Raw genomic sequence first — 23,554 nt, forward strand, 5'->3', positions numbered from 1 at the left:
CGGATCAGTCGGGATCGCGCGCGCCGGCGAGGATGGCCTCGGCCTTGGCGATGGCCGGCATGGCGCGTTCGCGCCAGTAGGCGCGATCGAGCGCCTGGTCGTCGCCGCACAGCACCTTCACCAGGCCGAGCAGCACCTCGAAATGATCGGCCTTGCGCTGCAGCGTTTCGCGATAGTGCGACGGCACCGGCACGGATGGACCGCTATAGGCGGTGTCACGGCCTTCCCAGGCGCCGGTCACATAGGTTTCGCCGGCAGTTTCATAATCGCGCTTCTCGTTGTCCCAGTCGTCGTCCTCGATGGCGAGGCGGCAGGCCTCAGCGAGGCTCGCCGCCTCGTAGCTGCGCTGGCGATAAACCGGCAGGCGATAGGTGGTCTCGATCGTGAAGATGGGCATGAGGGTCGTCCTTCCCTTCGGGTGTTGCAGACACCCTCGGGCCGGCCGCATCGAAGGTCCGGCGGGTCAAGGGCCGCGGCACGCGGGCGCAGCTTCCCTTGACGCGCCGGCCGGGCATGCGGCAGCGGGGTTCATCCGGCTGCTTCTACGGATTCCTCCGCCAATCGGCCGACGAGGATCTTCAAGTCCTCGTTCCAGTCGCCGGCGTGCGGTCGCGACCGCGCATAGGACGCGCCGGTCTCCGCGGCGATCGCGCGCAGGCGGTCGGCATACACATCGCCCTGCCGATTGTTGTCGGTCGCGGCGACAAGCCGGCTGTCTGCGCGCATGGCAAGATCGCGGATCGCAGCCTCGCTCGCCGGGGACCAGCCGCCGCCGGTGCTGACAAACAGCGTGTCCGGTCGCAGAACCTGGATCGCGACGAGGCTCATGGCGTCGATCGCCGCCTCCGTCACGCAGACCCGGGACGCGGCCGCGGGACCGAAGCGGAACAGCCCTTTCGCTCCGCCGGTGGCGAAGCCGCGCCATTGCGATCCGCGCTCTTCCCAGCCGACCAAAGCCCCGTCGGCACGGCGGTGCGCCGCCCACATGCTTCCCTGCGGGCCCTCGCGGAGGAGGCCTTGGTCGACCGCCACCGCGACGACCGTGTCGGGAATGCCGCGGTCCACCGTCAGGTAGCGCCACGCCGGCGAGTCCGGGCGCGGAACGCCGCGACGTATCCAGCGATCGCCGATCGGGTGCAGCGTCGTGGGGCGGGCCCCGCGCTGCCACGCCAGCGGGCTCGGAACGAAGCCGACGAGCGAAGCGACATGGGCGCAGGCCTGGGCGAAGCCTTGCGCCCCGAGATGCTCGGCCAGATCGAACACATCGCCTTTCGCGGTCGACAAGGGATCGAACCAGCCGCGATCGTTGTGAATGACGATGATGATCTTTGCGTCGCGGCGGTACTTGACCGCCCGGCGCGTGCTTTCCTTCAGATCGACCTTCCAGCCATCCTGTTGGAGCAGGGCGGCGCATCCGACCCTGGCTCGTAGTTCTTCGATTTCACTTTTCTCCATGACCGTCACCAGGCGCGCGTCCTGCGCCACCCGGTCCTTTCTTCAGTTGACGTCCCTTCGCCCTATCGCGACGGCACGCCACCCGCCCGCCGCGAAGCGTGCCGGATGCAAGGGCGCGCTGACAAGCCGTCCAACATGTCGGACTCCGGCCGCGGCGAAGCTTCCCTTGCGACCGGCACGGCGCCAGCGGCAGCGGTCACCCGGCTCAATGAGCCGGGGACCACGGATCATAATCGTGATTATGCGCAGGTGGGCATAACTCCGATTATGATCAGTGGGAGATTATGGACAGTTCCGATCCGTAGTACCGACGTAGGCGTATTCTGGCGCGGGTCGACCTACGCATAACCACAGCAATCGGGGAAGGATCCTGAACTGGGCCACGGGGACGTAACGACCAGGGAACACCATGTTCGGACTATTGTCTTCAGATCAGGTGCAAGACGGTTCCCGCTGCGGCCAACAATACGACCACGATCCAAGGCGGCGCCTTCCAGACCGTGAGTAGCAGGAAGCCTGCGAGCGCGAGTGCGAAATCTCGCGGCGTCAGGACTGCGCTCGTCCAGACCGGGCTGTAGAGCGCCGCACCAAGAATGCCGACGACGGCCGCGTTCGCGCCGCGCATGGCGGCCTGGGCCGTCGGGCGCGTTCGGAACGCGTCCCAAAAGGGTAGCATGCCATAGACCAGCAGCATGCCCGGCAGCAGCAGTGCGACGAGCGCAATCGAGGCACCAGCAAAGCCATTCGGCGCTGGTCCCATCACGGCTCCGAGATACGCAGCGAAAGTAAAAAGCGGTCCGGGCACCGCCTGAGCTAGGCCATAACCGGCCAAAAAGGTCTCGTTGCTCACCCAGCCGGGCGCAACCGTCTCCGCCTGCAAAAGCGGTAACACCACGTGGCCGCCACCAAAGACGAATGCGCCCGATCGATAAAAGGCGTCGAACAGCGCCAGCCCATGAGAACCGGTCGCGGGGACGGCGAGCGGCGGTATCAAGAGAAGCGCAGCGAAGAGAGCGAGGGCAACGACACCGCTGCGCCGGGTGACCGGGAAGCTCAGACGCCCGGAGACAGGGGCGGGTTCTCCCTGGCAGAGCCAAAGGCCCGAGCATGCGCCGATTGCGATCGCCGCGATCTGCCCGAATGATCCGGCGAAAACCACGACGATCGCAATCGCGCCGAGCGCGATGCCGGCACGGGCGCGATCTGGAGTAAGGGCTCGCGCCATGCCCCATATGGCTTGCGCGACGACCGCGACGGCGACGAGCTTGAGGCCATGAAGGAAACCGTCGGCCAGCGGTCCCGTAAATGCGGCTGCGCCCAACGCGAAGGCAAACAGGATCAGGGCTGAGGGCATGGTGAACGCGAACCATGCGGCTAATCCGCCGAGGAGGCCGTTGCCGCGCAGAATGCCGAGCGAGAACCCGACCTGGCTGGAGGCTGGCCCCGGTAGAAACTGGCAGAGCGCGACCAGATCGACATAGGCCGTCTCGTCGAGCCATTTGCGTCGCACCACCAGTTCATCGCGGAAATAACCGAGATGGGCGATCGGACCGCCAAAAGAGGTCAGGCCGAGCTTGAGAAATGCCCAGAATACCTCGCTGGGCGAACCTTGCGTCGAGCCAGGCTCCAACGCACGACTGCTTTCGCCGCCGCCAGTCTGCGCGTGAGACACTGTATTATTCACCGGACTTTCTCCTGGAGGCGGTTTTCTTGGATCCGTGTGGGTCGTGCATGATTTCGCCGAACAGTTCCCTGGCCTTGGCTCTCGCAATTGCCAGCGCCTCGATGCCGAGAGGGGTGGCACGATAGAATTTGCGCGCTGTCCGTCCATCGCGCTCCTCTCGCGAGACGAGATAGCCTTTCTTCTCCAAGCCGTGCAGCAACGGATAGAGCGTGCCGGGGCTTAGCTTGTAGCCATGCCGGGCCAGCTCCTCGATCATCCACTGGCCATACAACTCGCCCTCCGCGGCGTGATGCAGAATGTGGAGACGGACAAACCCGCTCAGAAGCTCGCGGTGTTCCATGCTGGTCGTGGCGCCTCATCCTTGCCCCAGTTTGCTTGCAATTTCTCTATCGAAATCCGATAACGAAGTTCATAACTCATAAGGGTTGGCTCTGTGAAGTTCAAGGAGTGGCCATGTCCGTTGACCGTCGTTCGCTTTTGAAGCTCGCTGGCGCCACGGCCCTCTCTGGAGCCATGATGGGATCGGCAAAGGCGCAGTCTTCCATCGATCCGGCATCATCGTCTAAGGGGGGCGCGGATCACACCATCCGGATCGGCGCCGGGCTCGTCGAGCTGGCGCCGGACCGCATCATCTCCACCACCACTTATAATGGCCAGTTTCCTGGTCCGCTGCTCCGCTTCAAGGAAGGCCAGCGGACTATCGTCGATATCCACAACGACACCGACACGCCCGAGCAGTTGCACTGGCATGGACAAACCGTGCCGGTCGATGTCGATGGCGCCTCAGAAGAGGGAACGCCCTTTATCCCGGCGCACGGCATGCGCCGTATCGCCTTCACGCCGGGGCCGGCGGGGCTGCGTTTCTATCACACACACCTCACGCCCGGCGCCGATCTGTCGAGTGGGCAGTACGGAGGACAGGTCGGCACGGTCTATGTCGAGCCGAAGCACGAGCCTGGACGCTACGACCGCGAAGTGTTTCTGATGCTCAAGGAATTTCAGCCGGCGCTCAGTCGCGGCGGCGATATGGACATGGATTTTCTTGCGCCGGCAGCGCGGATCAAAGCGCTCGAAGAGGCCGGCGAATCCGCGATGCGCGCCTCTTTGGCCATGGGCATGCCGCATGGCTTCGAGGTCGGCTACAGCCTCTTCTCGATCAACGGCCGCTTGCTCGGCCACGGCGAGCCCATCCGCGTCAAACCAGGCGAGCGGGTGCTGTTCCACGTCGTCAACGGCAGCGCCACCGAGATCCGCAGTTTGGCGCTTCCGGAACATCGCTTCGAGGTCGTCGCCCTCGATGGCAATCCGGTCCCCACACCGACGCAAGTTCCTGTGCTGTGGCTTGGCACTGCTGAGCGGGTCTCGGCCATCGTCGAGATGAATCATCCAGGCGTGTGGGTGATGGGTGATCTCGCCGATGACGACCGCACGCGAGGCATGGGTGTCGTCATTGAATATGCAGGGCGAACCGGCAAGCCTGCATGGTCGAAGCCTGCCCCGTTCCATTGGGATTACACCCATTTCGGCCAGTCGGACGCGATCACTACCGCGCCCGACGAGACGATCGTCATGACCTTCACCAAGAACAACGCTGCGCTTAACGGCTTCAACCAGTGGACCATCAACGACGTCGCCTTCACGATGGAGAAGATGGAACCGATGTTTCATCTGCGCGAAGGGAGGCGCTATCGGCTGCGAATGCGCAACGCCAGCGACGATTCATCCTGTGCATCTTCATCGGCACAGCTTCGAGCTGACCCGCATCGCGGGCAGAGGCACGGCAGGCATTATGAAGGATGTCGTGATGCTGGGCGGCTATCAGGAAATCGAAGTCGATTTCGTCGCCGACAATCCGGGCCGGACCTTGTTCCACTGCCACCAGCAATTGCACATGGACTTCGGCTTCATGGCGCTGTTCGACTACGTCTGAGCCAACCGGCCCATCGCCGATGGGGACAATGAGGCGAGCTTCCCGGCCACTTCCTTGCGCTCGCTGTAGCGGCTGGTGAGATAGGCGGAAGGACCACGCGTCAGCAGGATGAACTTCAACAACTCCTCGACCACGTCGACGACGCGGTCGTAATAGGCAGACGGCTTCATCCGGCCGGCTTCGTCGAACTGCTCATAGGCTTTGGCGACGGAGGATTGGTTGGGGATCGTGATCATGCGCATCCAGCGGCCGAGGACGCGCATCTGATTGACTGCATTGAACGACTGCGATCCGCCGCTTACCTGCATGACCGCGAGCGTCTTGCCTTGAGTGGGCCTCATCGCGCCGAGAGATAGGGGTATCCAGTCGATCTGTGCCTTCATGATGCCGGTCATGGCCCCATGACGCTCCGGGCTGCACCAAACCTGCCCCTCCGACCAGGTCGACAGTTCGCGCAGCTCCGCGACCTTCGGATGATCGGCGGGAGCATCATCGGGGAGCGGCAGGCCGCTGGGATTGAAGATGCGGGTCTCGGCGCCGAAGGCCTCCAGCAGGCGCGCGGCCTCCTGGGCCTGGAACCGGCTGAAAGAACGCTCGCGCAGGGAGCCGTACAACAGGAGGATGCGCGGTGGATGCGTCGGTGGTTGCGGGAGAAGGTTGGCCGCCGCTGGAGTTTCGAACGCGTCGGGATCGATGTTCGGCAGGTCCGACAGATCGGGCGCCTGCATCAGCGCGCCTCTTTGGCGACGTGCGGCGCTGTCTGGCCGCGCTCATACCAACCCTTCGAGCGATTGACGATCCAGACCACGGTCAGCATGACCGGAACTTCGATCAGCACGCCGACCACGGTCGCAAGGGCTGCGCCGGACTGGAAACCGAACAGGCTGATGGCGGCGGCAACCGCCAGCTCGAAGAAGTTGGAGGCGCCGATCAGGGCGGAGGGGCCGGCGACGCAGTGCTGCTCGCCGGAAAGCCGGTTCAGCAGGTAGGCGAGGCTGGCATTGAAATAGACCTGGATCAGGATCGGCACGGCGAGCAGGGCGATCACCAGCGGCTGTGCGATGATCTGTTCGCCCTGGAAGCCAAACAGCAGCACAAGCGTTGCCAGCAACGCCACAAGGGAGACGGGGCCGAGCCTAGCCAGCAGCCGATCGAGCGCGGTTTGCCCGCCGGTCGCCAGCAGTTGGCGGCGGATAAGCTGCGCAATGATCACCGGAATGACGATATAGAGGACCACCGACAGCACGAGGGTGCCCCACGGCACGGTGATCGCGGAGAGCCCGAGCAGCAAACCGACAATCGGCGCAAAGGCCACGACCATGATCGCGTCGTTAAGCGCCACCTGGCTCAGCGTGAAGTGCGGTTCGCCCTTGGTCAGGTTGGACCAGACGAACACCATTGCGGTACAGGGCGCGGCGGCAAGGATGATGAGTCCGGCAATGTAGCTATCGATCTGGCCGGCCGGCAGGTACGGTCGGAATAGGTAGCCAATGAACAGCCAGCCGAGCAGCGCCATCGAGAATGGCTTGATTGCCCAATTGATGAATAGGGTGACGCCGATCCCGCGCCAATGGCGGCCGACTTCGCCGAGCGCGGCGAAATCGATCTTGAGCAGCATTGGGATGACCATCAGCCAGATCAGCACCGCGACCGGCAGATTGACCTTGGCGATCTCAGCAGCCCCGATCACCTGAAACGCGCCGGGCATGACGTGGCCGAGCGCGACGCCGGCGACAATGCACAAAGCGACCCAGAGGGTGAGATAGCGTTCAAATGTGGACATCGTTCTTCCTCAAGCCGTCGCGACGCGGCGACCGTGCTCATCGATCACCCGCTCACCGTCTTCCTTGATGAACTCACCCAATTGCCGCGGCAGCAGATCGAGGACCTCTTCGGACGGCCGGCAGAGTCTCACACCCTTGGGGCTGACGACGATCGGGCGATTGATGAGGATCGGATGCGCGAGCATGGCGTCGAGAAGCTGATCGTCAGTCAGGCCTGGATCGCCAAGACCGAGTACGGCATAGGGCGTACCCTTTTCCCGCAGGAGGCCCCGCGTGGAAATCGCCATCCGCGCGATGAGCTGGACCAGCATCACGCGGGTCGGCGGCGTCTTCAAATATTCGATGACGTGAGGCTCGACGCCAGCATTGCGGATCAGCGCAAACGTATTGCGCGAGGTGCCGCAATCGGGGTTGTGATAGATGATGACGTCCATGATCCACCTCATGCCGCGCTGTCGCGGGGTGAGGTCGCCCCTTCGGACCGGCCGATTTCACGCAGCTTCGTACCGAGAGAGATCTGGTCGAGACTGGCGATCGGCAGCGCAGTAAAGACCGAAATCCGGTTCCTGAGATAGCGGAGGGCGGCGACAAAGGCGGCTTGCTTCCGGATGTCCGTGCCTTCAACCGCGGCTGGGTCTTCGATCCCCCAATGCGCCGTCATCGGCTGGCCGGGCCACACCGGGCATGCTTCACCGGCGGCGTTGTCGCAAACGGTGAACACGAAATCCATCACCGGCGCATCGGCCGTCGCGAACTCATCCCAGGCCTTCGATCGAAAGCCTTCGGCCGGATAGTCGAAGCTCTCCAGCACCTTCAGCGCGAACGGATTGACGGTCCCCTTGGGTTGGCTGCCGGCGGAGAAAGCACGGAAGCGGCCGCCGCCATCCTTGTTGAGAATGCTCTCGGCGAGGATCGAGCGTGCCGAATTGCCGGTGCAAAGGAAGAGGACATTGTAAATGCGGTCAGTCATGGGCGGCCTCCTTGACGGCTTCAGTTTGGGGGGCGCAGCAGGGCGTCAGCTCGGCGATCAGCGGCGCGCAGATCTCGGGCCGCCCGCCGCAGCAATCCTTGACCAGGTATCCGGCCAACACCCGCACGGCATCGAGCTTTGCCCGGTAGATGATCGACCGGCTTTGCCGCTCGGCTTCGATCAGTCCGGCGCGCGTCAGGACCGCAAGATGGGTCGACATGGTGTTGTGGGGCACGGCCATGTGTCGCGCGATGTCGCCGGCCGGCAACCCTTCCGGCTCATGCTCGATCAACAGCCGAAAGACGTCGAGCCGGGTCGACTGGGCGAGCGCGGTGAAGGCAAGAATGGCCTGGTCGGATTCCATATGTCGAGACTAATCGACATAATGGCACAAGTCCAGCCTCTAGGACGACCAGTTCGCACCGGCGGAAATTCTGTCCGGACGGCAGACTCTCATCCCCTCAAAGATGATGGCTTTTCACGATTGGTCAGCCTCAGAACGACATATCCACTGATCCCGGCGATGACCGATCCCATGAGAATGCCAAACTTCATTCGATCTTGGAGAAAAGGATCGCTGAAGGCCAGGAGGCCGATGAACAGACTCATTGTGAAGCCTATCCCGCAAAGGAGAGAGACGCCGAGCATCTGGCCCCAGCTGGCGCTGGGCGGAAGATTGGCAAGACCCGTCCGAACCGATAGCCAGACTGCTCCGAACACCCCGATCAACTTACCGAACACGAGCCCGACCGCGATACCCAAGGTTAATGGCTCTCCGAGCGCCGCCGGAGTTGTGCCAGCAAACGGGACGCCAGCGTTCGCGAAACCGAAGATCGGCACGACGAGGAACGTGACTGGCACATTCAATGCGTGTTCGAGCCGGTGGAGCAATGAGACAGCAGGCGAGGCTTCGGGCTTGGCAGGCGTCCGGCGAATCGGGATCGTGAGAGCGAGAATCACGCCGGCCAGCGTCGCGTGAATGCCAGAGCGGAGGACCAGGACCCAGAGCACTATACCAAGCAGCAAATAGGGAATCAGGGAGTTTACGTTGCGCTTGTTGAGCACGATCAACAGCGCGACGACCGCAGCCGCGCCTCCGAGATCAGGCAGGGACAGGCCACTCGTGTAGAAAACCGCTATGATGATGACCGCGCCAAGGTCGTCGATGATTGCCAGTGCGGCGAGAAAGACCTTCAGCGAAGCGGGCACTCGGGGTCCGAGAAGCGAGAGCACTCCGAGCGCGAAGGCGATGTCGGTCGCCGAGGGGATCGCCCAGCCGCGCAACGCCTCGGGATGCCCACTGTTGAAGGTGACGTAGATGAGCGCGGGCACCAACATCCCGCCCGCCGCCGCCACGCCAGGGAGAAGCCGACGTCCCCAGCTGGAGAGATGACCGTCGAGTATCTCACGTTTTATCTCTAGCCCGACCAGCAGGAAGAAAAACGCCATCAGCGCATCATTGACCCAATGCTGAAGGCTTAGCGGGCCGACATAAGTATGAAGAGCTGTAAAATAGGTCGATGCAAGAGGCGAGTTTGCAGTGACAATAGCGAGCAAAGCCGCAGCCATGAGAAGCAAGCCGCTTGACGATTCGCTGTTGAGAAACCTGCGAAGTGAAGAGTTGATGCGACCAGTTGACGAAGATTTATCTGAAGACATGCGCCCGCGTTCCCCTGGACAGGGCTCCATTGCCTCCGTTGTTGGGTAAAACCCGAGGCGCACGCAGCACACGCCTAGACCATCCAATATGGACGAAAAGCGGGGGCTTTTCTACCCGGCCCCGTGCTGCACCGTCGCATGTTCGGATCGGGTGCCGAACCCCGCCACCTTCAGGACGGCCGCCATCCCGAGCCCCTCCGGGCGACGCTCTCGCTCCCCAACTTCGCCACCAGATCCGCACCGCACGCCAGCATAAGCCGGTCTTGGGCGGCCGGCGCGGAGCGAATTTGGGACACGTGAAGCCGATAGGCAGAACGACTGGAACGATAAGTGTTCGTGCGCTATGAAGGCCCTGGGGCAGTACGCGCTGCCCTGGGGCGTCGAAACCCCTACGAGCGGTTTGGTGCCGGCTGTTACGGCGCCGCACTCCTTGACCTTATGGTCGGGGAGCCTGTGGCGTATGCAACAGGTTCTCCGAACTAAAGGCCACAGGGCCGTCTCGTACGGTTTCGAACTCCCCGATCACCAAGAGTCAGCGAGGGATCGTTTGCGGGGGCGTACCGCAGACACATCTCATCAGGGAAGACTACGGTGCCCGGGTTTGAAGCGGCACAAGAGGGATCACTGGAGGCGCGAACCATTGCCGCGCATCGGGCGTATGTGATCGCTCTGGTGGCGTGGGAGCGGACCGTTCACCGGGCGACGTGCCCGGTCTGTCGGTCGCAGCAACTTCCCAACGAGCAACAGCAGCGTTTGTGCGACGCCGCGGAGGCGGAAAAAGAGCGCTGCCGCGCGGCCTTTCGCGAACTGTGCGACCAGCTCGGCTTCGTGCCGACCGGCCACGGGATTGGCTTGCCGGCCGAAGGGCAATCCTGTTCCCCGGGCGGCTCAGCGAGCTGACGGCCGTCGGGACTTCGGAGGAACCGCGAGACCGCGTCCTGACGAAGTTGACGAACCTGACGAAAGCCACCATATTGGGAGAAGCATTGGAGGTGGCTCATGACGGTCACGCACAAAAAGCGCGGAAATGCGCGCAAACGCGCCGCGCAGCGCGAGTCGCTGACGCTCGGCTTCGTAACCTCGCTCGGGTCGATCGGAAACGACGTCGCCAGCCGCAAGGCGGCGCGAGGTCTCTTGTCCGGTTTTGCGAACGCCATAAAACGCGCGGAACGGACCGGCAAGTCGGTGCGGATGACAGTCGTGGTCGATCCCAGGACTGCCGCTCCGCAAATCGCCGTCGAAGAGGTCTCGGCCCCGAAGGGCGATAAGCTTGATTCGGCCTTGGCGGCGGCGCGCCAGCGCGGCTCTGCGCGGGTCGCTGAAATCTTGAACGGCACTGACATGCTGTCGGCCGATGCGTTTGCCGAGGAGATCGGGGCTACCCGTGAAACGGTGCACAAGAAGCGTCGGCGCCACGAGGTGCTTGGCCTCGAAGGCCCGAAGCGCGGTGTCCGCTTTCCGAAGTGGCAAGTGAGCGACTCCGGCGGCCTGATCCCGAGCCTGCCGCAGCTCTTTGAGGTCTTGGGTGATCACCCATGGACGATCTACCGTTTTTTGCTCGAAGAGCATGGCGAACTTGATGGTCGCACCGGCCTTGAGGCGCTCCGCGCCGGCCGCATCGCCGACGTCATGGCGACCGCGGAGACCATCGGCCGAGGCGCTTTCTCCTGACCGCGCCGTCGCCAGGACCGTTACCGCCGGCCGGGTTTGCATCGCGCGCGCTGTCGCTTGTCGACGTCGCGCGTGGCGCGGCATGGCGGCGGCTTTACCAGAGCCGCTTCCCGGACCCGCTTGGCTATGGTTTCGGCCCGAGCCGGTTCAGCGATCCCGAGACGACATTGGTCCCCCGGAGCGTTTCGGCGTCGTTTATTTTGGTAGCAGCATCAAGGTGTGTTTCGTCGAGGTAATTCTACGGGACCGAGGTGTCGCCCGAACCCATACCTTCCCGATCGAATGGGCGGAGCTCGAGGCGTGGAGTTGCGCCGAGGTTAGGGTCGAGGCGGCGTTGCGGGTCGTCGATTTGCGCGGCGATGGTCTGGTTCGGATGGGAATTCCGACCGACGTCGCTCGCGCCAGCACGCAGCATCTTGCGCGCATCTGGTCGCGGGCTCTGTGGGCACATGACACGAAGCCTGACGGCCTGATGTATGACTCGCGGCTCAACGGCGAGACGAACGTCGTTGTCTTCGATAGAGCTTTACCAAAGCTGGCGCCGGTCGCCACGCCACGGCTCGTCGATTGCCGCGGCGATCTTGCGACCATCCTCACCGATTTGGATCTGGCCATCGTGTGAACTGCGATAAGGCTCTGTGACTTACCGACTGGGGCCTGCACCGTGGAAGGCTTCTAAGGTTGTGCAACCGGCGGGCGCGCCGTCGCGCAATGGTGCTTTGTGACCATACCGCCCAGCACCGCTTCATGACCAACTCGGCTTGACCCACAAGCCGAGGAGTCTTCAATGCTCATGGTCATTCCCGGCTCGGACATCAGTCGGCATGCCTCGCTGATGGATCGAGTCTTCCGTTTCCGTCATTCCATCTTTGTCGACGAGAAGGGCTGGACTGAACTGCGCCAGCCGGACGGCCTGGAGCGCGATCGCTTCGACGATGTCCATGCGATCCACCAGATCTGCCTTCGTGGCGACGACATCGTCGGGTATCAGCGTCTTCTGCCGACGACCAGGCCGCATCTTCTCAGCGATGTCTTGACCGATCTGTGTCATCGCCGGCCGCCGCGCGGCCCGCGTGTCTTCGAATGGACGCGCTTTTGTGTCGCCCCTGGCAGCCGCGAGATGCGCCCGCGTCCCGAAGGGCCGTTTCTCGAGCTCGCGCAAGGGGTCGTCGAATGGGGGATGGCACACCGGGTCGATACCGTCACGGTCGCGATCGATTGGCGTCTCATGGTCATCGCCATGCAGTTGCGCTTTTTCGTACGACCTCTGGGCTTTCCCAAGCGCATCGGCCGCGACGAAGTGGTCGCGCTGCGAATGTCCTTCAACCGCGAGACGCTTGCCACGCTCCGCCAGGCGCGCGGGTGTGATGAGCCTGTGCTGCCGAACCTGCCGCTACCGACAGCGGCTTAGCGGCGCGTATCAACACAGGAAAGGAGAAAGTCAGGTGATTCGGACCACCGATACAAAGATCGTCGCTCAGGAACTGCTCACGCGATACGACCATGCACGTGCTGTGACACTCATTGGACGAACGCTGCAGAAGGCGTTGTTTGCAGGCCGCTCCGATGAGGTCGTCTTCTGGGCGCTTGTCCATGCACACTATCGCGGCGGCGATCTTTGCGGGTCGACCGAAGAGCAGCTGAGCGCCTTCTCGGCCTTCATCATCCGCGATCCCAGCGAAATGAACTGAGACGCAAAGACATCCTGAGAGCATCCTTGCCGCTAGCGGGATGCCCAAAATCTGGCAACTCGGAACAGCGATGGCGAGGACGTGACCATGTCGGGGCGCCCCCATCATCAACGGTCGAGACGCTAGACATCGGTCGGGGATACGACGATCGATGCGCTGCTGGCTGGTGGCGGGTTGGCGGCGACGCCGGTCGAAGTGGGGAAGTCGCCCGGGCCAGAGGGGCCGCAGACGGCTTGGCCATCCTGGCAATTTGGATCTGCCATCGCGCGCGCATTGTTCGCCATGCGGCAGATGGTGGTTCCGTTGATATCTGCGAAGCCGGAGCATTTGCCGGAATTCAGCATCTTCTGACAATTGCCGGTGCCAAGCTGAATGCAGGCGGCAATAAAGCTGGCGTCAACCTTCTGGCCGTCGAAGGTCGACATCGAGGCCAGCTGTCTGACGGCGGGTGAATTGTAGCCGTCATTCGTCAGCTTGGCCCAGGCGTCGACCTGGTCCTGCAGCGACATACAGCCGTAGCCCGCCCGATCGGTGCCGGCATATTTTTGGACGTTGGCATTGTTGAGCTGGAAGATGCCAGTACAGCAGCTGCCATTGTAGTTGCCTTTGTTGCCGCCCGACTCGAAGCGTCCCAATCCGCCAAGCGAGCAGGATGTTCCCTTGAGATCATCCCGCAATGGAGAGTCCCTCACGGCATTGGTGATATCCTGGGCGGAGTAATTGGTGCGTTCGCAATACTGTCCCGCAACTGCCTGCCCGGCTCCCAGCCACTGGATGCTCGCGCAAAGAACCAGGAGAAGCATTGGCCCGCTAAAGCGCGTACACATGGAGTCCCTCCCGATCCTCGAACGTCATTTGAGCGAATAGACACGTGCGCAACTCGGCACGTCGCGACCACCGATCGTGGTACGGAAGCTAATCGTGCCGGTGGCTGGGTCGTAGCGCGTGTAGGAATTGTCGTTGCGGTTCTTCGCCGGCAGGTCTGGATCGGCGTGATCCGTGTAACAGCCGGTGTCCGACTTGATGGACGTGACCTTGCCGTTCTCGATCGTGACGACGCGCAGAGGGCAGATCGACGGCTCGATCTCGGCCCCTTTGTCATTGGCGCCGCTATCACAAGCGCGCGACAGCGCCGTGCTGACAATGATGGTGCGGCTGCCGTCGCGATAGGTCGAAGCGAGCGCGGTCACGAGTGCGTTTTTGCCGCCGAGGGGCCGCTTGAGCTCGGTGGTCACATAGGCATTGGCCTCGCGGATGACGTCGGGCCAGACCAGCGTCTGCAACGGGTCGTTCGATGGGGTCTCGAAACTATAATAGCTCATCGCCTGCCAACCGCCGGCGGCTTGATTCTGCGCGACAGCACTGCCCGGAATGGCGAGCAGCGCGATGATCGGAACGGCGAACTTGAATCGCATCGAAGCCTCCTGATGCTGAGATTGCCGACCAGCATGGCACGGCCGCGAGCGCGGTCCAGGCCGCGCGCCAGCGCGCCCCGCAGGGGTCGCCTTGACGGCGTCGTCAGCGGGCGTGGCACCGTGATGGAGAGGCGGGCAGCGTTTCATGGGGGATACAGGGAAATGTTTTGTGAGCAGCCATCGACGGCCTGGTGATCGATGATGAGACCGGTTTTCACGGTCTTGGTGGCCACATCGTAAGACGCGTAGGACGCAGCCTGCGGTTCGCCGCTTTTGCCGGCGACGGGCGAGGTGAGTTCCAGAAAACAGGCGTGGCCGCCGTCGAGGGTCCGGACCTGGAGTCCTTCGTAGATGGCGATCCGCAGCGGGCAGAGTTTGACGGTCGCGCCGGCGGCCGCGCGCAGTTCCTTGAGCGTGCAGCCGGTGACCGTGTTGAGGATTGAGAGTACGACGGATTTCGTGGCGCTCCAGATCACAAAATGCGCTTCGGTGGCGGGCGCGTTGCCATCGACAAATCTCTGGTCGCCACGCGCCTTGTACGCACGATTGTTGACGTCAATGGCGTCTTTCCAAATGTCCAGATAGGTCGCGGTCTGCGGTGACGGCTTCTGAAGATTCGCGTAGGACATCGGCCGCCAAGCCCCGGGGTCGGGCGTTAGCGATTGCGCGTGAGCGCCGGTGGAAAGATCCAGCATCATGATCCCCGCGATCAAGGCGCTTGCACAGCGCAGCCGACGACTGCGGCAGAGTGCGCACGAAATATGCCAACATCTAATATAGTGTTTTTGCTTTGTCGACACGAGCGCATCGCGCACGCCCGCCTCCTATTCGTAGCGCGGCCGGCCAGGGACCCACCACCAGAAGTCCTTGGGCGACCGCTCGCGATTGCGCCACGCAACGTTGGCGCGCGGCGGAGAAACTGGCTGCATGTTCCACACCGCACCGTAATAATAGAAGTTCGCCGTCTCGCGCCGTGATCGCCGGCCCGAGCCATCCAGAAAATCTGTCGCACAATGGACGACGGGACCGCGATAGCGCGTCACGCGCGCGGTTTGTTCGTCGAGCGCGCCCGGCTTGCAGCCGAACAGCCAAATCGAGGCGGGGTAGGTGCGATCCGCCGGCGCTGTCGCGAGCAGACGACGATAGGCCGCGTTTGCCTCGGGCTGCGTCGGATACGGAAATCGTTCCGTCAGAACCGGCGCGAACGTTGAACGGTCGGGGGCATATTCCAGTCGACCCGGCTTGACCTGCTCGGGGCTGTAAAGCGGCTCCGGTATCGGCGGGCTATTGTCGACAACGGGCGCAGCCGGCGAGGCGCAACCGGCCAGCGCGATCAACAATGGTGTCACCAGATAAGTGTGTCGCCGGATCATGGCGTTGCCTCGCCGCGCGCGATCGGTTGCCGCGTGACGTCACGGCTGGCGCGCCAGTCCCAGGGCATCTGGAACGTGCTCGACCACAAGCCACGGTACGCTTTGCGCGCGTCCTGCTCGGCCAGCGCATAGCTGCGAATCACGGGGTCGTCTTGCGTGGCCGGGACCGTCACCGCCACCCCTTCACGGACCATGTCGGCGGCAATGTCGGGATGACCGGCGGAGGCGCAGCGCACCAGGTGTTCGCTGGCCTCATCGCGCAGCGTGGCGCAGGCCAGCCACGTGTTCAGTGTCGCGGTCACCAGCCACGCCGTTGCCATCGTGCCGCAGGGCCAGGCCTGCCGGCCGCGGCGCGCGGATTGCTCGGGCGCGCAGGTGTCGATTCCGTAGAGCCGGTAGGCTTCGTGCGTTTCAATATCGCGAAAGCGCGTACCGTCGATCACCTCGACGCGCAACGGCGGCGACTGGACGGCGGCCTTGGGTGAATAGACGCCAGGCGAAGCGGCAGGCGTCTGCGCCATCCCCGCCTGGCTATTGAAGACCGCAAAGCCCGACACCATCCCAAGGACGAGCTTACGCGGCTGCATCGTCGCGCGATCCGAGATCGAGCTTGTGGAAGACGTTGGCGATGATGTCTGTCGTGTAGACGGTTTCGCCATCCTTCTTATAGGAACCGTCCGCAATCCGGCATTCGGCGTAGACCGCGTCGCCTTTGGCGATGTTCGCGATCGCCCATTCGGCGGCCTTTTCATTGAGGATCGTGACCGTCACCCAGTCCGTTTCCTCTCGCCGCTCGCCCTTGCCGTCGGTCCAGGCACGATCGGTCGCGACATTGATCTTGGCCGCCTTGTTGAAAGCTTTCGGCGCCTGGCCGACCCGGCCACGCAGGATGAACAGGTTTGTGGTTCTCAAGGCTTATCTCCTTCATTGCTGGCTGGATTCTGCGGGAGTTGGTGGATGCGGCGGCGTAGACGGGCGCGCCTGTTCGTGAAGCGCGCGCAGGATGATCGCGTTCGGGTCGGGCAGGTCAGGAAACGCCCACAAGCCCGCCTTGGCGCGCTGCGCAACAAGCTGCGCGACGAAGTACGGGGCGTGGACGGGCTGACCGTCCGGCTTCAAGGCGGCGAAAGCGAATCCGGTCGCGATCAAGGCCGTGCCGAGATCGATCCGCGATCCGGCGCCCGCGCCGGCCACGCGGGTCGCGACGCAGAAGACGAAGACGGTCTTGGTCTCGGGCTGCTCGGCGGCGTCATAGCATTGAGGCCGTAAATCCCGCGTCAACGCCACCAGCATCGCAAGCGAGGCCTCGCCGCAATCGCGTTCGAGACCATGGGCGTTGGTGAAGCTCGTGCCGCGAAGGCAGGACTGCACGCCATAAAGGCGATAGGTGACGCCGGTATCAGACCAACTGTCGCCGGTGAGATAGAGCGCATTCGCCGGCACCGGAAACCAGCGGGAGGCCGGCGCTTCCGCGAATGCCGCGCTGAGCGTGAGCAACGGTACGACGATCCCGGCAATGACGTGGGCTCGCCTCATCTCAATAGCCCTGCAAAGAGAAGTAGAAGCGTTGAGTGCCGTTCGCCGTGCTGATGTCGACGTAATAAGGATCGCTGCGCGGATCGCGCGCCGTCGTTGGATAGGTCGTGGAGCATCCGCCATCGCCGCCGGAGCAGACCTGTTGCGGCTTCGAGAGATCGGCACAGAGATTCCCATTGGGCGCTGCGGACAGGCCGACTCCGCCGTCGGACCCTGACTGCACCGGGCTCAATCCAGCCGGACACGCCTGGTAAGGCTCATAGCCTGGACCACTGGCGTTGCCCTCGGGACAGGACGGCCAACCGCCGCCCTTCGCCAACTGGCGGAACAGGGTTTGCATGACCGGCACGCAATAGGGGATGCCCGACCAGCCCGGCGCCGTCGCGGCCGCGCACAGCAACACCTTGCACCCAAACGATGCATCTTGCGCGTGCGCGCGCTCGGCGCCAGGCGCACACGAAAGGCCGACGACCACCAACAGGGCTGCACCGCGCTTCATCCATCCTCCGGGAGTGAGAGCAGGGGACGCATGGCTTATCCTGTTGCCAAGATATCAACATTCAATATATTGTCTATTGGAAAATGGAGGCGGGGTGGCATGTCGATTCGCATCACGGCGATCGGGTTCAGCGTCCTGGCGGCTCTCGGCGGCGTATATGCGCAGGACGCCGGGAAGCCAGCCCGCCTCGCTGCCGTCGATGCCTCGGGCAGGGTGCTCCCCGTTGAGACGCCCTCCGCTTCGATCGAACGCATCGGCAGTACCTTTGCGGCCCTCGCGCCCTGCGCGGGCGTCAAGGCGATAGCGCCGGACGATGCGCGCGCCCTCGTCGTGCGCATCGCCACAGAGGAGAATTTTTATCCCGACTTCGTCCAGGCGGTCGCCAAGAACGAAAGTCGCTTCAATTCGATCGCGCTTTCAGACAAGGGCGCGTTCGGCCTGATGCAGTTGAAGCCGGAGACGGCGCAACGCTTCAAGGTGAACCTCTGCGACCCCGCCGACAATGTCCGAGGCGGCGTTCGCTTTCTCCGCGCCCTGCATGAGAAATATCGGAATCCGTTCTTCATCCTCGCCGCCTACAACGCCGGCGAGGGCGCGGTGGAAGAGAACCGCGGCGTCCCTCCCTTCCCCGAAACAGTGCGCTTCGTGGCGCAGGTCATCAACGACTTCTACCTCTGGCCGAGCCCGGGGAGCGCGAGCCGTCCTAGTCGGCGGACTGCAGTCGGGCGGCGGGAACTGATTGAGCCGGGAATGCCAAGCGGCGCCGCGGCTTCGCCGACTAAGACGACGCCAGAAGCGCACTGGAACGATGGATTCGTCATGCATGTCGACTGAAACGGAGGATCGGATGAGGAGATCGATGTCGCGCTGGCCCCTTGCTGGAACGCTCTTGGTGATGAGCATCGCCGACGCCGTGGCGCAGTCGAGCGGTGGAACGCTGCAACCGGTGCAGTCGACGTTGACCCAACTGGTGTCGGCGCTGACCGGGCCGATCGCGACCGCGCTTGCCACGCTTGCCGTCATCGCTTGCGGCTTCTTCGCCTGGTCCGGTCGGCTGACTTGGGGCATCGCCGGCAGCGTCATTTTCGGGATCGTGCTGGTGTTCGGCTCTGCGCAGATCGTCCAGTTCTTCCAATCGGCGGTCGGGCAATGACAGAGAACGAGCTCGAGGACCCGCTGATCGCGCCCCTCGTCAAGGCGTTGACGCGCGCCCCGACGCTGATGGGCGTGCCGTACATGTACTTCATGTTCAACGGCGTGGTTTCGAGCGTGTGCTTTTTGATCTCGCACAATCTATTCCTGCTGTTGGTGGCGATCCCGCTGCACTTGTTTGGCTTCGTCATGACGCTGCGCGACGACCGCATTTTCGAAATCCTGTTCGTCAAATCCACCAAATGTCCGCCCCGCTCGCGCGCCTTCTGGGCCGCCGACAGCTACTCTGCGTGAGGATCCGGCATGGTCGCGCGTGCTCTGCTCGATGAACTGACCTTTGGCGGCGTGTCGCGCCGCGAGCGGCCCGTGGCGTCGCACGTGCCCTATACGCGGCATGTCGATGACCACATCATTAAGACCCGCGACGGACTGGTCCTCACCATCCTCAAACTCGACGGCTATTCCTTTGAGACCTCCGACATGAGCGAGGTCAATGCGCGGTTACTGGGCCGCAATGACGTCGTGCGTACACTGGCCAACTCCCGGTTCGCGCTCGCCGCGCATATCGTCCGGCGGGAGGTGCAGCCTCGCATCGACTCGACCTTCGACAATCCCCTCTGTCGCGAACTCGATGAGCGTTACGACGCGGCGCTGTCGCAGCGCCGCATGTTCGTCAACGACATCTATTTGACCCTCGTGCGCCGCGCCCTGCAGGGACAGGCTGGCACCTTCGACGTCATGCTGACCAAGCTGCTCGGCCGCAAGGACGAGGCCGGCGAGTCCGTCGCCGCGCAAACCGCCCTGACTGAGCTTCGCGACGCCGCGACGGCGGTCCGCGAGAATCTTGCCGGATACGGCGCCCGCCAGCTGGGGGTGGTGCGCCGGGAGGGGGTGTGGTTCTCCGAGCCGCTGGAATTCCTGGTGCAGCTCATCAATGGCGGCCTCCCCCGACCGATGCATCTGCCACGCATGAACATCGCCGATGCGCTCTCGATGAAGCGGATCTTCTTCGGTCGCAACGCCATCGAGATCCGCGGCGCGGGTCCCGAGGATACGCGCTTCGGCGCCATGGTGTCGATCCGCGAATACCCGGCGCAGACCGGGCCGGGCTCGTTCGACAATCTCTTGCGTGTGCCGCACGAGTTCATTGCAACGCAGACCTTTGCCATCGTCGATCGGCCCGAGGCGGCCAAGCAGATCGACCGCGTGTCGCGCCAGGTCGACATGTCCGACGAGGCTGGATCGATCATCGCGGAACATCTTGACGACGCACGTGATGAGCTACTCGCCTCCGAGGCGATCTATGGCGAGCACCACATGACGGTGATGTGCCTCGGTCGCGATCTGCCCGAGGTGGGGGCGGCTGTCACGGCGGTCGGCGCGGCGTTGACCGATCGTTCGGTGATCTGGACCCGAGAAGACCTGAATTGTGAGCCCGCGTTCTGGGCGCAGTTTCCCGGCAATTTCCAATACATCGCCCGCAAGGCCGTGATCTCGTCGAAGAATTTTGCTGGCTTCACGTCGCTGCACAACTATCCGAGCGGCCGGCCGGAAGGCAACCATTGGGGACCGGCGATCTCGGTCTTCGAGACGACGTCGCAGACGGCGTACTATTACAACCACCACGTCCGCGACATCGGCAACTTCACCGTGGTGGGCCCGACCGGGTCGGGAAAGACGGTGTTTCTGTCGTTCATCGCAGCGCAGACGCAGCGTGTCCAGCCACGGCCGAAATTGCTGTTCGTCGACAAGGATCGCGGCGCCGAGATTTTCATCCGGGCGCTTGGCGGCCAGTATGAGACCTTGGTGCCGGGGGAACCGACCGGCTTCAACCCGCTGTCATTGCCGGACAGTGCGCCCAACCGCGAATTTCTCTACCAGCTGTTCGCCTTCATGTTGCGACCTGCGAACGGCGCGGACCTGACCGCGTCCGAGGAGCAGGTGATCCGGAACGCGATCGCCGCGGCGCTCACCGGCGGTCCGGCGGGTCGCACCCTGAAAGCTTTCTCGACTCTGTTGCGCGGCCGCATCAGGGCAGGGGAGGGCGATCTGCTGGCGCGCCTCGAGAGCTGGATGCGCCCCGACCAGCGCGGCTGGCTGTTCAACAACGAGGAGGATCAGTTCTCGTTGTCGAGCGTATTTGGATTCGACATGACGCGGGTTCTCGACGATCCGGTAATCCGCACCGCGGCATTGATGTATATATTCCATAGGACAGAGGAGTTACTCACCGGCGACCCGGTGATGATCTTCCTCGATGAAGGCTGGCGGCTCCTCGATGACGACGTGTTCGCATTCTTCATTCGCGACAAGCTCAAGACCATCCGCAAGCAAAACGGCATCGTCGGTTTCGGCACGCAGTCTGCAGCTGACATCGTGCGGTCGAAGGCGTCGAACACGCTGATCGAACAGACCAGCACCAACATCTTCTTTCCGAACCCGAAAGCCGACGACGAAAGCTACCAGAAGGCTTTCCGCTTGTCGGGGCGCGAGGTCGCCTGGATCCGCGGTACGGTCCCGGAAAGTCGATCGTTTCTGATCAAGCATGGCCGCGACAGCGTCGTGGCGCGGCTCAACCTCGCCAGCATGCCCGACCTGATCAAGGTGCTGTCCGGGCGCACTGAGACGGTTGCCGAGCTCGACGCGTTGCGCGCGCGCGTCGGCGACGACCCCGCCGTATGGCTGCCGATCTTTATGGGGAGGAGCGAGGCATGAAGCTCCCAATCGCGATCACCACTGCGATGCTCTTGTGCGGCGTCGCTCCCGCGCTCGCGGACATCCCCGTCGACGACGCCGCGCAGTTGACGCAGCGCTCGCAGACCGCCAGCACGACCGTGAAGCTTGTGCCGGTGACGACGCAACGGCAGGACGCCAATAGCGGCGTCAAATGCGCTGTGACGACCGGCAAGAAGGCGACCATCACCAATCCCACCGTGCAGCCGCAAAGCGGCGCTGGCAGCCAGGCGATCCAGACCTACGGTCCCGACCTGCCGGCGACGCCCGATCCATCCGCCCAGGGTGCAGCGCTCAACAGCCAGACCCTGTTCAAATCAAGCGGCGACGTGGTGGCCGGGCTCGACGCCAGCGGGTCGACAATGACGGCGGCCCAATCGGCGTTCAAGGCCGCCGGCCAGCAGGTCGGAACCGCGCCGACGGTGATGGCCGCGATCGACATGAACAGCGCGGCACGGCTGCAAAACAACCTCGCTTGGAATAGCGCGATCGGTTCGGCCAATCTCTGGGTGACCGCGCTCAACGCACTGAACTTGGCGATGACGAGCGACATGAGTCGGTCGGCGCTCGGCATGCGCGCAACGGCCGGTGCTGCCCAGGCGACATCCGGCCCGGTCTGTCCCGTCGGCATGGTCGGATCCGGGACGGCGGCCGTTCCCTGTCGGGCGCCATCGGCGTGCTCGACAACGCCCCCGGATCGTCGCCCGACCCGTCCTGCGTGAGCGCGCGCTACGTCGATACCGACGGCAACGTCATCTTCTACCTCGCCCAGGCGCAGAACGCCGCCAACGCCGGCAATGCCGGCGCGAGCGCGGCGTTGACAGTCGCCGATGTGACCGCGGCGCTCGCCGCCATTTCCGCCAACAGCCGATAGGGAGGTCCCCATGCGTTGGATATTCGTGCTCGCCGTGTTGCCGCTGGCTTTCACAGGGGCGCCGCCGGCGCTGGCGCAGGTGCCTGTCCTGGACAGCGCCAACCTCGCGAAGGCGCAGCAGATCGCGACCAGCACGCAGCAGATCCTCACCGCGGATCAGCAGATCCTCCAGTTCACGCAAAAGACCTTGCAGGCTGTAACCGGCGACCGCTCATCCCAGGCGCAGGGCACGCTGGCCCAGATGGCGCTCGGCGGCGGCTTCTCGATGGCGCAGGCGCCTTCTCTCGGTTCGGTGATTTCGGGCGGAGCCTTGTCGTTCGCGGGAATGGGATCGGCGTCCCAGAACATCGTCTCGAGCCTCATCAACGGACTGCAGCTGGTCCAGACCATCACCGGTCTCGTCAGCGGCCAAACCCATCCGGCCGACACCGCATACAAAAACTCTGTCAACGTTGCCGCGACTCTCTCCGGACTGATCAATTCGACGCAGAGCGCGGTGCAGCAGCGATCGTCCGCGTTCACGCAAGGCGGGCAACAGATCGGCAAGGCGCAGGATCTCAAGGGCAGCGTCGACCAGAATACGCAAGTCCAGATCCAGACTGGGCAGACGGTCAACGAGCTGAACGGCGTCGTCAACAATGCGGCGGCCGCCGCCAATCAAGCAAACCTCGATCGCATTGCCGCGGAATCGTCCGCCGCCCGCGCGATGAAGTTCACACAGTAATCAACGTGTAGGGGGCGATATGTCCGTGCGTGCTTTGATCCTTGTTGTCGTGGCTCTCATTATCGGCGTCGCGGTCGGCCACTACGCGCTTCCGCGGAGCCAGACGCCGGCGCTCAGCGTCAGGACTGGCGCCGACGGCGGAGGAGATGACCCTGCCAAAGCCGCCTCACGCGCCATGACGTTCACGCAGCCGAAGGCGCCCGTCCCGTGAAGGCCATCTTTGCATTTGCCGCACTCGCGCTGCTCGCCTCCGCGCTCGCCGGCTGCGCGTACAAGCCCTTGAAGGCGCCGTGCTCCCCCGACGAGGGCGGGACGCCGCTCGCCTACTCGGACGTCACGCCGCCGCCCGTCCCGGAGCCCTTCCAGCGCCTCGATCATTGCGGCCCCATGCGGCCGATCTGAGA

At 63.6% G+C, this 23,554-nt stretch carries 31 protein-coding genes and 1 pseudogene; 14 read left to right on the forward strand and 18 right to left on the reverse strand.

The features are described 5' to 3' along the window. Positions 1–4: 4 nt before the first annotated feature. The 4 genes from CWS35_RS37400 to CWS35_RS37415 form a co-directional block, all read right to left on the reverse strand. Positions 5–397 carry a hypothetical protein gene (locus tag CWS35_RS37400; protein ID WP_100957066.1) on the reverse strand — a complete coding sequence of 131 codons (393 nt, stop codon included), beginning with the start codon at positions 395–397 and terminating at the stop codon, positions 5–7. Between the two features lie 131 nt (positions 398–528). Then, on the reverse strand, positions 529–1,455 hold the full coding sequence (locus CWS35_RS37405; RefSeq protein ID WP_100957253.1) for a DUF3991 and toprim domain-containing protein: 927 nt from the start codon (positions 1,453–1,455) through the stop codon (positions 529–531). A 427-nt stretch (positions 1,456–1,882) separates the two neighbouring features. Continuing rightward, positions 1,883–3,085: a chromate efflux transporter gene (gene chrA, locus CWS35_RS37410; RefSeq protein WP_100957068.1), complete on the reverse strand. Its 1,203-nt coding sequence runs from the start codon at positions 3,083–3,085 to the stop codon at positions 1,883–1,885. A gap of 46 nt (positions 3,086–3,131) precedes the next feature. Next, positions 3,132–3,479: a PadR family transcriptional regulator gene (locus tag CWS35_RS37415; RefSeq protein WP_100957070.1), complete on the reverse strand. Its 348-nt coding sequence runs from the start codon at positions 3,477–3,479 to the stop codon at positions 3,132–3,134. A 107-nt stretch (positions 3,480–3,586) separates the two neighbouring features. Between CWS35_RS37415 and CWS35_RS37420 the strand changes: the two are divergent. Next, a pseudogene (locus tag CWS35_RS37420) lies at positions 3,587–5,069 on the forward strand (multicopper oxidase family protein). On the opposite strand, the gene arsH reads toward CWS35_RS37420, so the two are convergent. The 6 genes from arsH to nhaA all read right to left on the reverse strand — a co-directional run bounded on the left by arsH (position 5,060) and on the right by nhaA (position 9,482). Further along, complete coding sequence (gene arsH / locus CWS35_RS37425; RefSeq protein ID WP_100957072.1) at positions 5,060–5,797, reverse strand: arsenical resistance protein ArsH; 738 nt, start codon at positions 5,795–5,797, stop codon at positions 5,060–5,062. The pseudogene CWS35_RS37420 and the gene arsH sit on opposite strands and share 10 nt — an antisense overlap. Next, positions 5,797–6,852 carry an ACR3 family arsenite efflux transporter gene (arsB, locus tag CWS35_RS37430; protein ID WP_100957074.1) on the reverse strand — a complete coding sequence of 352 codons (1,056 nt, stop codon included), beginning with the start codon at positions 6,850–6,852 and terminating at the stop codon, positions 5,797–5,799. The genes arsH and arsB overlap by 1 nt, the downstream gene beginning before the upstream one ends. Before the next feature lie 9 nt (positions 6,853–6,861). After that, positions 6,862–7,287 (reverse strand): arsenate reductase (glutaredoxin), encoded by a 426-nt coding sequence (gene arsC, locus CWS35_RS37435; RefSeq protein WP_100957076.1) that lies wholly within the window; start codon positions 7,285–7,287, stop codon positions 6,862–6,864. 8 nt (positions 7,288–7,295) lie between these two features. After that, positions 7,296–7,823 (reverse strand): arsenate reductase ArsC, encoded by a 528-nt coding sequence (locus CWS35_RS37440; protein WP_100957078.1) that lies wholly within the window; start codon positions 7,821–7,823, stop codon positions 7,296–7,298. Next, positions 7,816–8,187 (reverse strand): helix-turn-helix transcriptional regulator, encoded by a 372-nt coding sequence (locus tag CWS35_RS37445; RefSeq protein WP_100957080.1) that lies wholly within the window; start codon positions 8,185–8,187, stop codon positions 7,816–7,818. The genes CWS35_RS37440 and CWS35_RS37445 overlap by 8 nt, the downstream gene beginning before the upstream one ends. An 89-nt stretch (positions 8,188–8,276) precedes the next feature. Beyond that, complete coding sequence (gene nhaA / locus CWS35_RS37450) at positions 8,277–9,482, reverse strand: Na+/H+ antiporter NhaA (protein ID WP_100957082.1); 1,206 nt, start codon at positions 9,480–9,482, stop codon at positions 8,277–8,279. Between the two features lie 591 nt (positions 9,483–10,073). Here nhaA and CWS35_RS37460 point away from each other — a divergent pair. The 5 genes from CWS35_RS37460 to CWS35_RS37480 all read left to right on the forward strand — a co-directional run bounded on the left by CWS35_RS37460 (position 10,074) and on the right by CWS35_RS37480 (position 12,844). Then, a complete protein-coding gene (locus CWS35_RS37460) occupies positions 10,074–10,382 on the forward strand; it encodes a hypothetical protein (protein WP_100957084.1) in 309 nt (102 codons plus the stop codon). Between the two features lie 99 nt (positions 10,383–10,481). Continuing rightward, on the forward strand, positions 10,482–11,153 hold the full coding sequence (locus CWS35_RS37465; RefSeq protein ID WP_100957086.1) for a hypothetical protein: 672 nt from the start codon (positions 10,482–10,484) through the stop codon (positions 11,151–11,153). 82 nt (positions 11,154–11,235) lie between these two features. After that, positions 11,236–11,775 carry an RES family NAD+ phosphorylase gene (locus CWS35_RS37470; protein ID WP_245439176.1) on the forward strand — a complete coding sequence of 180 codons (540 nt, stop codon included), beginning with the start codon at positions 11,236–11,238 and terminating at the stop codon, positions 11,773–11,775. Positions 11,776–11,940: 165 nt separating this feature from the next. Then, positions 11,941–12,564 (forward strand): acyl-homoserine-lactone synthase, encoded by a 624-nt coding sequence (locus tag CWS35_RS37475; RefSeq protein WP_100957088.1) that lies wholly within the window; start codon positions 11,941–11,943, stop codon positions 12,562–12,564. A gap of 34 nt (positions 12,565–12,598) precedes the next feature. Further along, positions 12,599–12,844 carry a hypothetical protein gene (locus tag CWS35_RS37480; protein WP_100957090.1) on the forward strand — a complete coding sequence of 82 codons (246 nt, stop codon included), beginning with the start codon at positions 12,599–12,601 and terminating at the stop codon, positions 12,842–12,844. Between the two features lie 122 nt (positions 12,845–12,966). On the opposite strand, the gene CWS35_RS37485 is transcribed toward CWS35_RS37480, so the two are convergent. The 8 genes from CWS35_RS37485 to CWS35_RS37520 all read right to left on the reverse strand — a co-directional run bounded on the left by CWS35_RS37485 (position 12,967) and on the right by CWS35_RS37520 (position 17,667). Further along, positions 12,967–13,671, reverse strand: a complete 705-nt coding sequence (locus tag CWS35_RS37485) for a hypothetical protein (protein WP_100957091.1) — start codon at positions 13,669–13,671, stop codon at positions 12,967–12,969. 24 nt (positions 13,672–13,695) lie between these two features. Further along, on the reverse strand, positions 13,696–14,259 hold the full coding sequence (locus tag CWS35_RS37490) for a hypothetical protein (RefSeq protein WP_100957093.1): 564 nt from the start codon (positions 14,257–14,259) through the stop codon (positions 13,696–13,698). Positions 14,260–14,402: 143 nt separating this feature from the next. After that, entirely contained in the window at positions 14,403–15,074 is a 672-nt protein-coding gene (locus CWS35_RS37495; RefSeq protein WP_100957095.1) for a hypothetical protein, read from the reverse strand. Between the two features lie 9 nt (positions 15,075–15,083). Continuing rightward, positions 15,084–15,632: a hypothetical protein gene (locus CWS35_RS37500; RefSeq protein ID WP_100957097.1), complete on the reverse strand. Its 549-nt coding sequence runs from the start codon at positions 15,630–15,632 to the stop codon at positions 15,084–15,086. Next, a complete protein-coding gene (locus tag CWS35_RS37505) occupies positions 15,629–16,219 on the reverse strand; it encodes a thermonuclease family protein (protein ID WP_100957099.1) in 591 nt (196 codons plus the stop codon). The genes CWS35_RS37500 and CWS35_RS37505 overlap by 4 nt, the downstream gene beginning before the upstream one ends. Continuing rightward, the gene (locus CWS35_RS37510) at positions 16,206–16,544 is read right to left on the reverse strand and encodes a single-stranded DNA-binding protein (RefSeq protein ID WP_100957101.1); all 339 of its coding nucleotides are present in this window, start codon (positions 16,542–16,544) and stop codon (positions 16,206–16,208) included. The genes CWS35_RS37505 and CWS35_RS37510 overlap by 14 nt, the downstream gene beginning before the upstream one ends. Before the next feature lie 12 nt (positions 16,545–16,556). Then, a complete protein-coding gene (locus CWS35_RS37515; RefSeq protein WP_100957103.1) occupies positions 16,557–17,168 on the reverse strand; it encodes a thermonuclease family protein in 612 nt (203 codons plus the stop codon). A gap of 1 nt (position 17,169) precedes the next feature. Continuing rightward, on the reverse strand, positions 17,170–17,667 hold the full coding sequence (locus tag CWS35_RS37520; RefSeq protein ID WP_100957105.1) for a hypothetical protein: 498 nt from the start codon (positions 17,665–17,667) through the stop codon (positions 17,170–17,172). 99 nt (positions 17,668–17,766) lie between these two features. On the opposite strand from CWS35_RS37520, the gene CWS35_RS37525 reads away from it, so the two are divergent. The 8 genes from CWS35_RS37525 (at position 17,767) to CWS35_RS37560 (ending at position 23,552) form a co-directional block, all read left to right on the forward strand. After that, positions 17,767–18,501, forward strand: a complete 735-nt coding sequence (locus tag CWS35_RS37525; RefSeq protein ID WP_100957107.1) for a lytic transglycosylase domain-containing protein — start codon at positions 17,767–17,769, stop codon at positions 18,499–18,501. 13 nt (positions 18,502–18,514) lie between these two features. Further along, positions 18,515–18,820 carry a TrbC/VirB2 family protein gene (locus CWS35_RS37530; protein WP_100957109.1) on the forward strand — a complete coding sequence of 102 codons (306 nt, stop codon included), beginning with the start codon at positions 18,515–18,517 and terminating at the stop codon, positions 18,818–18,820. Continuing rightward, complete coding sequence (locus CWS35_RS37535) at positions 18,817–19,113, forward strand: type IV secretion system protein VirB3 (RefSeq protein WP_100957112.1); 297 nt, start codon at positions 18,817–18,819, stop codon at positions 19,111–19,113. Before CWS35_RS37530 ends, CWS35_RS37535 begins: the two co-directional genes overlap by 4 nt. A 9-nt stretch (positions 19,114–19,122) precedes the next feature. Continuing rightward, positions 19,123–21,534: a VirB4 family type IV secretion system protein gene (locus CWS35_RS37540; protein WP_100957114.1), complete on the forward strand. Its 2,412-nt coding sequence runs from the start codon at positions 19,123–19,125 to the stop codon at positions 21,532–21,534. Then, positions 21,531–22,274, forward strand: a complete 744-nt coding sequence (locus CWS35_RS37545) for a hypothetical protein (RefSeq protein WP_245439177.1) — start codon at positions 21,531–21,533, stop codon at positions 22,272–22,274. The genes CWS35_RS37540 and CWS35_RS37545 overlap by 4 nt, the downstream gene beginning before the upstream one ends. Next, positions 22,271–22,426, forward strand: coding sequence for a hypothetical protein (locus CWS35_RS40305; protein ID WP_245439178.1), 156 nt, complete (start codon positions 22,271–22,273; stop codon positions 22,424–22,426). The genes CWS35_RS37545 and CWS35_RS40305 overlap by 4 nt, the downstream gene beginning before the upstream one ends. A gap of 10 nt (positions 22,427–22,436) precedes the next feature. Continuing rightward, complete coding sequence (locus tag CWS35_RS37550; RefSeq protein ID WP_100957116.1) at positions 22,437–23,150, forward strand: type IV secretion system protein; 714 nt, start codon at positions 22,437–22,439, stop codon at positions 23,148–23,150. 207 nt (positions 23,151–23,357) lie between these two features. Next, the gene (locus tag CWS35_RS37560; protein WP_100957120.1) at positions 23,358–23,552 is read left to right on the forward strand and encodes a hypothetical protein; all 195 of its coding nucleotides are present in this window, start codon (positions 23,358–23,360) and stop codon (positions 23,550–23,552) included. The last annotated feature ends 2 nt before the right edge of the window (positions 23,553–23,554 follow it).

Source organism: Bradyrhizobium sp. SK17 (genome assembly GCF_002831585.1).
Lineage (GTDB): Bacteria > Pseudomonadota > Alphaproteobacteria > Rhizobiales > Xanthobacteraceae > Bradyrhizobium.

Coding starts and splice junctions, on each gene's coding strand:
- CWS35_RS37500 (WP_100957097.1), bottom strand. CDS start 15,632: ATGATCCGGCGACACACTTATCTGGTGACACCATTGTTGATCGCGCTG.
- CWS35_RS37525 (WP_100957107.1), top strand. CDS start 17,767: ATGTCGATTCGCATCACGGCGATCGGGTTCAGCGTCCTGGCGGCTCTC.
- arsH (WP_100957072.1), bottom strand. CDS start 5,797: ATGCAGGCGCCCGATCTGTCGGACCTGCCGAACATCGATCCCGACGCG.
- CWS35_RS37505 (WP_100957099.1), bottom strand. CDS start 16,219: ATGCAGCCGCGTAAGCTCGTCCTTGGGATGGTGTCGGGCTTTGCGGTC.
- CWS35_RS37475 (WP_100957088.1), top strand. CDS start 11,941: ATGCTCATGGTCATTCCCGGCTCGGACATCAGTCGGCATGCCTCGCTG.
- CWS35_RS37405 (WP_100957253.1), bottom strand. CDS start 1,455: ATGGAGAAAAGTGAAATCGAAGAACTACGAGCCAGGGTCGGATGCGCC.
- CWS35_RS37440 (WP_100957078.1), bottom strand. CDS start 7,823: ATGACTGACCGCATTTACAATGTCCTCTTCCTTTGCACCGGCAATTCG.
- CWS35_RS37530 (WP_100957109.1), top strand. CDS start 18,515: ATGAGGAGATCGATGTCGCGCTGGCCCCTTGCTGGAACGCTCTTGGTG.
- CWS35_RS37470 (WP_245439176.1), top strand. CDS start 11,236: ATGGCGGCGGCTTTACCAGAGCCGCTTCCCGGACCCGCTTGGCTATGG.
- CWS35_RS37490 (WP_100957093.1), bottom strand. CDS start 14,259: ATGCGATTCAAGTTCGCCGTTCCGATCATCGCGCTGCTCGCCATTCCG.
- arsC (WP_100957076.1), bottom strand. CDS start 7,287: ATGGACGTCATCATCTATCACAACCCCGATTGCGGCACCTCGCGCAAT.
- CWS35_RS37445 (WP_100957080.1), bottom strand. CDS start 8,187: ATGGAATCCGACCAGGCCATTCTTGCCTTCACCGCGCTCGCCCAGTCG.
- CWS35_RS37550 (WP_100957116.1), top strand. CDS start 22,437: ATGCGTTGGATATTCGTGCTCGCCGTGTTGCCGCTGGCTTTCACAGGG.
- CWS35_RS37415 (WP_100957070.1), bottom strand. CDS start 3,479: ATGGAACACCGCGAGCTTCTGAGCGGGTTTGTCCGTCTCCACATTCTG.
- CWS35_RS37535 (WP_100957112.1), top strand. CDS start 18,817: ATGACAGAGAACGAGCTCGAGGACCCGCTGATCGCGCCCCTCGTCAAG.
- CWS35_RS37515 (WP_100957103.1), bottom strand. CDS start 17,168: ATGAGGCGAGCCCACGTCATTGCCGGGATCGTCGTACCGTTGCTCACG.
- CWS35_RS37465 (WP_100957086.1), top strand. CDS start 10,482: ATGACGGTCACGCACAAAAAGCGCGGAAATGCGCGCAAACGCGCCGCG.
- CWS35_RS37545 (WP_245439177.1), top strand. CDS start 21,531: ATGAAGCTCCCAATCGCGATCACCACTGCGATGCTCTTGTGCGGCGTC.
- CWS35_RS37485 (WP_100957091.1), bottom strand. CDS start 13,671: ATGTGTACGCGCTTTAGCGGGCCAATGCTTCTCCTGGTTCTTTGCGCG.
- CWS35_RS37520 (WP_100957105.1), bottom strand. CDS start 17,667: ATGAAGCGCGGTGCAGCCCTGTTGGTGGTCGTCGGCCTTTCGTGTGCG.
- arsB (WP_100957074.1), bottom strand. CDS start 6,852: ATGTCCACATTTGAACGCTATCTCACCCTCTGGGTCGCTTTGTGCATT.
- CWS35_RS37400 (WP_100957066.1), bottom strand. CDS start 397: ATGCCCATCTTCACGATCGAGACCACCTATCGCCTGCCGGTTTATCGC.
- nhaA (WP_100957082.1), bottom strand. CDS start 9,482: ATGTCTTCAGATAAATCTTCGTCAACTGGTCGCATCAACTCTTCACTT.
- CWS35_RS37540 (WP_100957114.1), top strand. CDS start 19,123: ATGGTCGCGCGTGCTCTGCTCGATGAACTGACCTTTGGCGGCGTGTCG.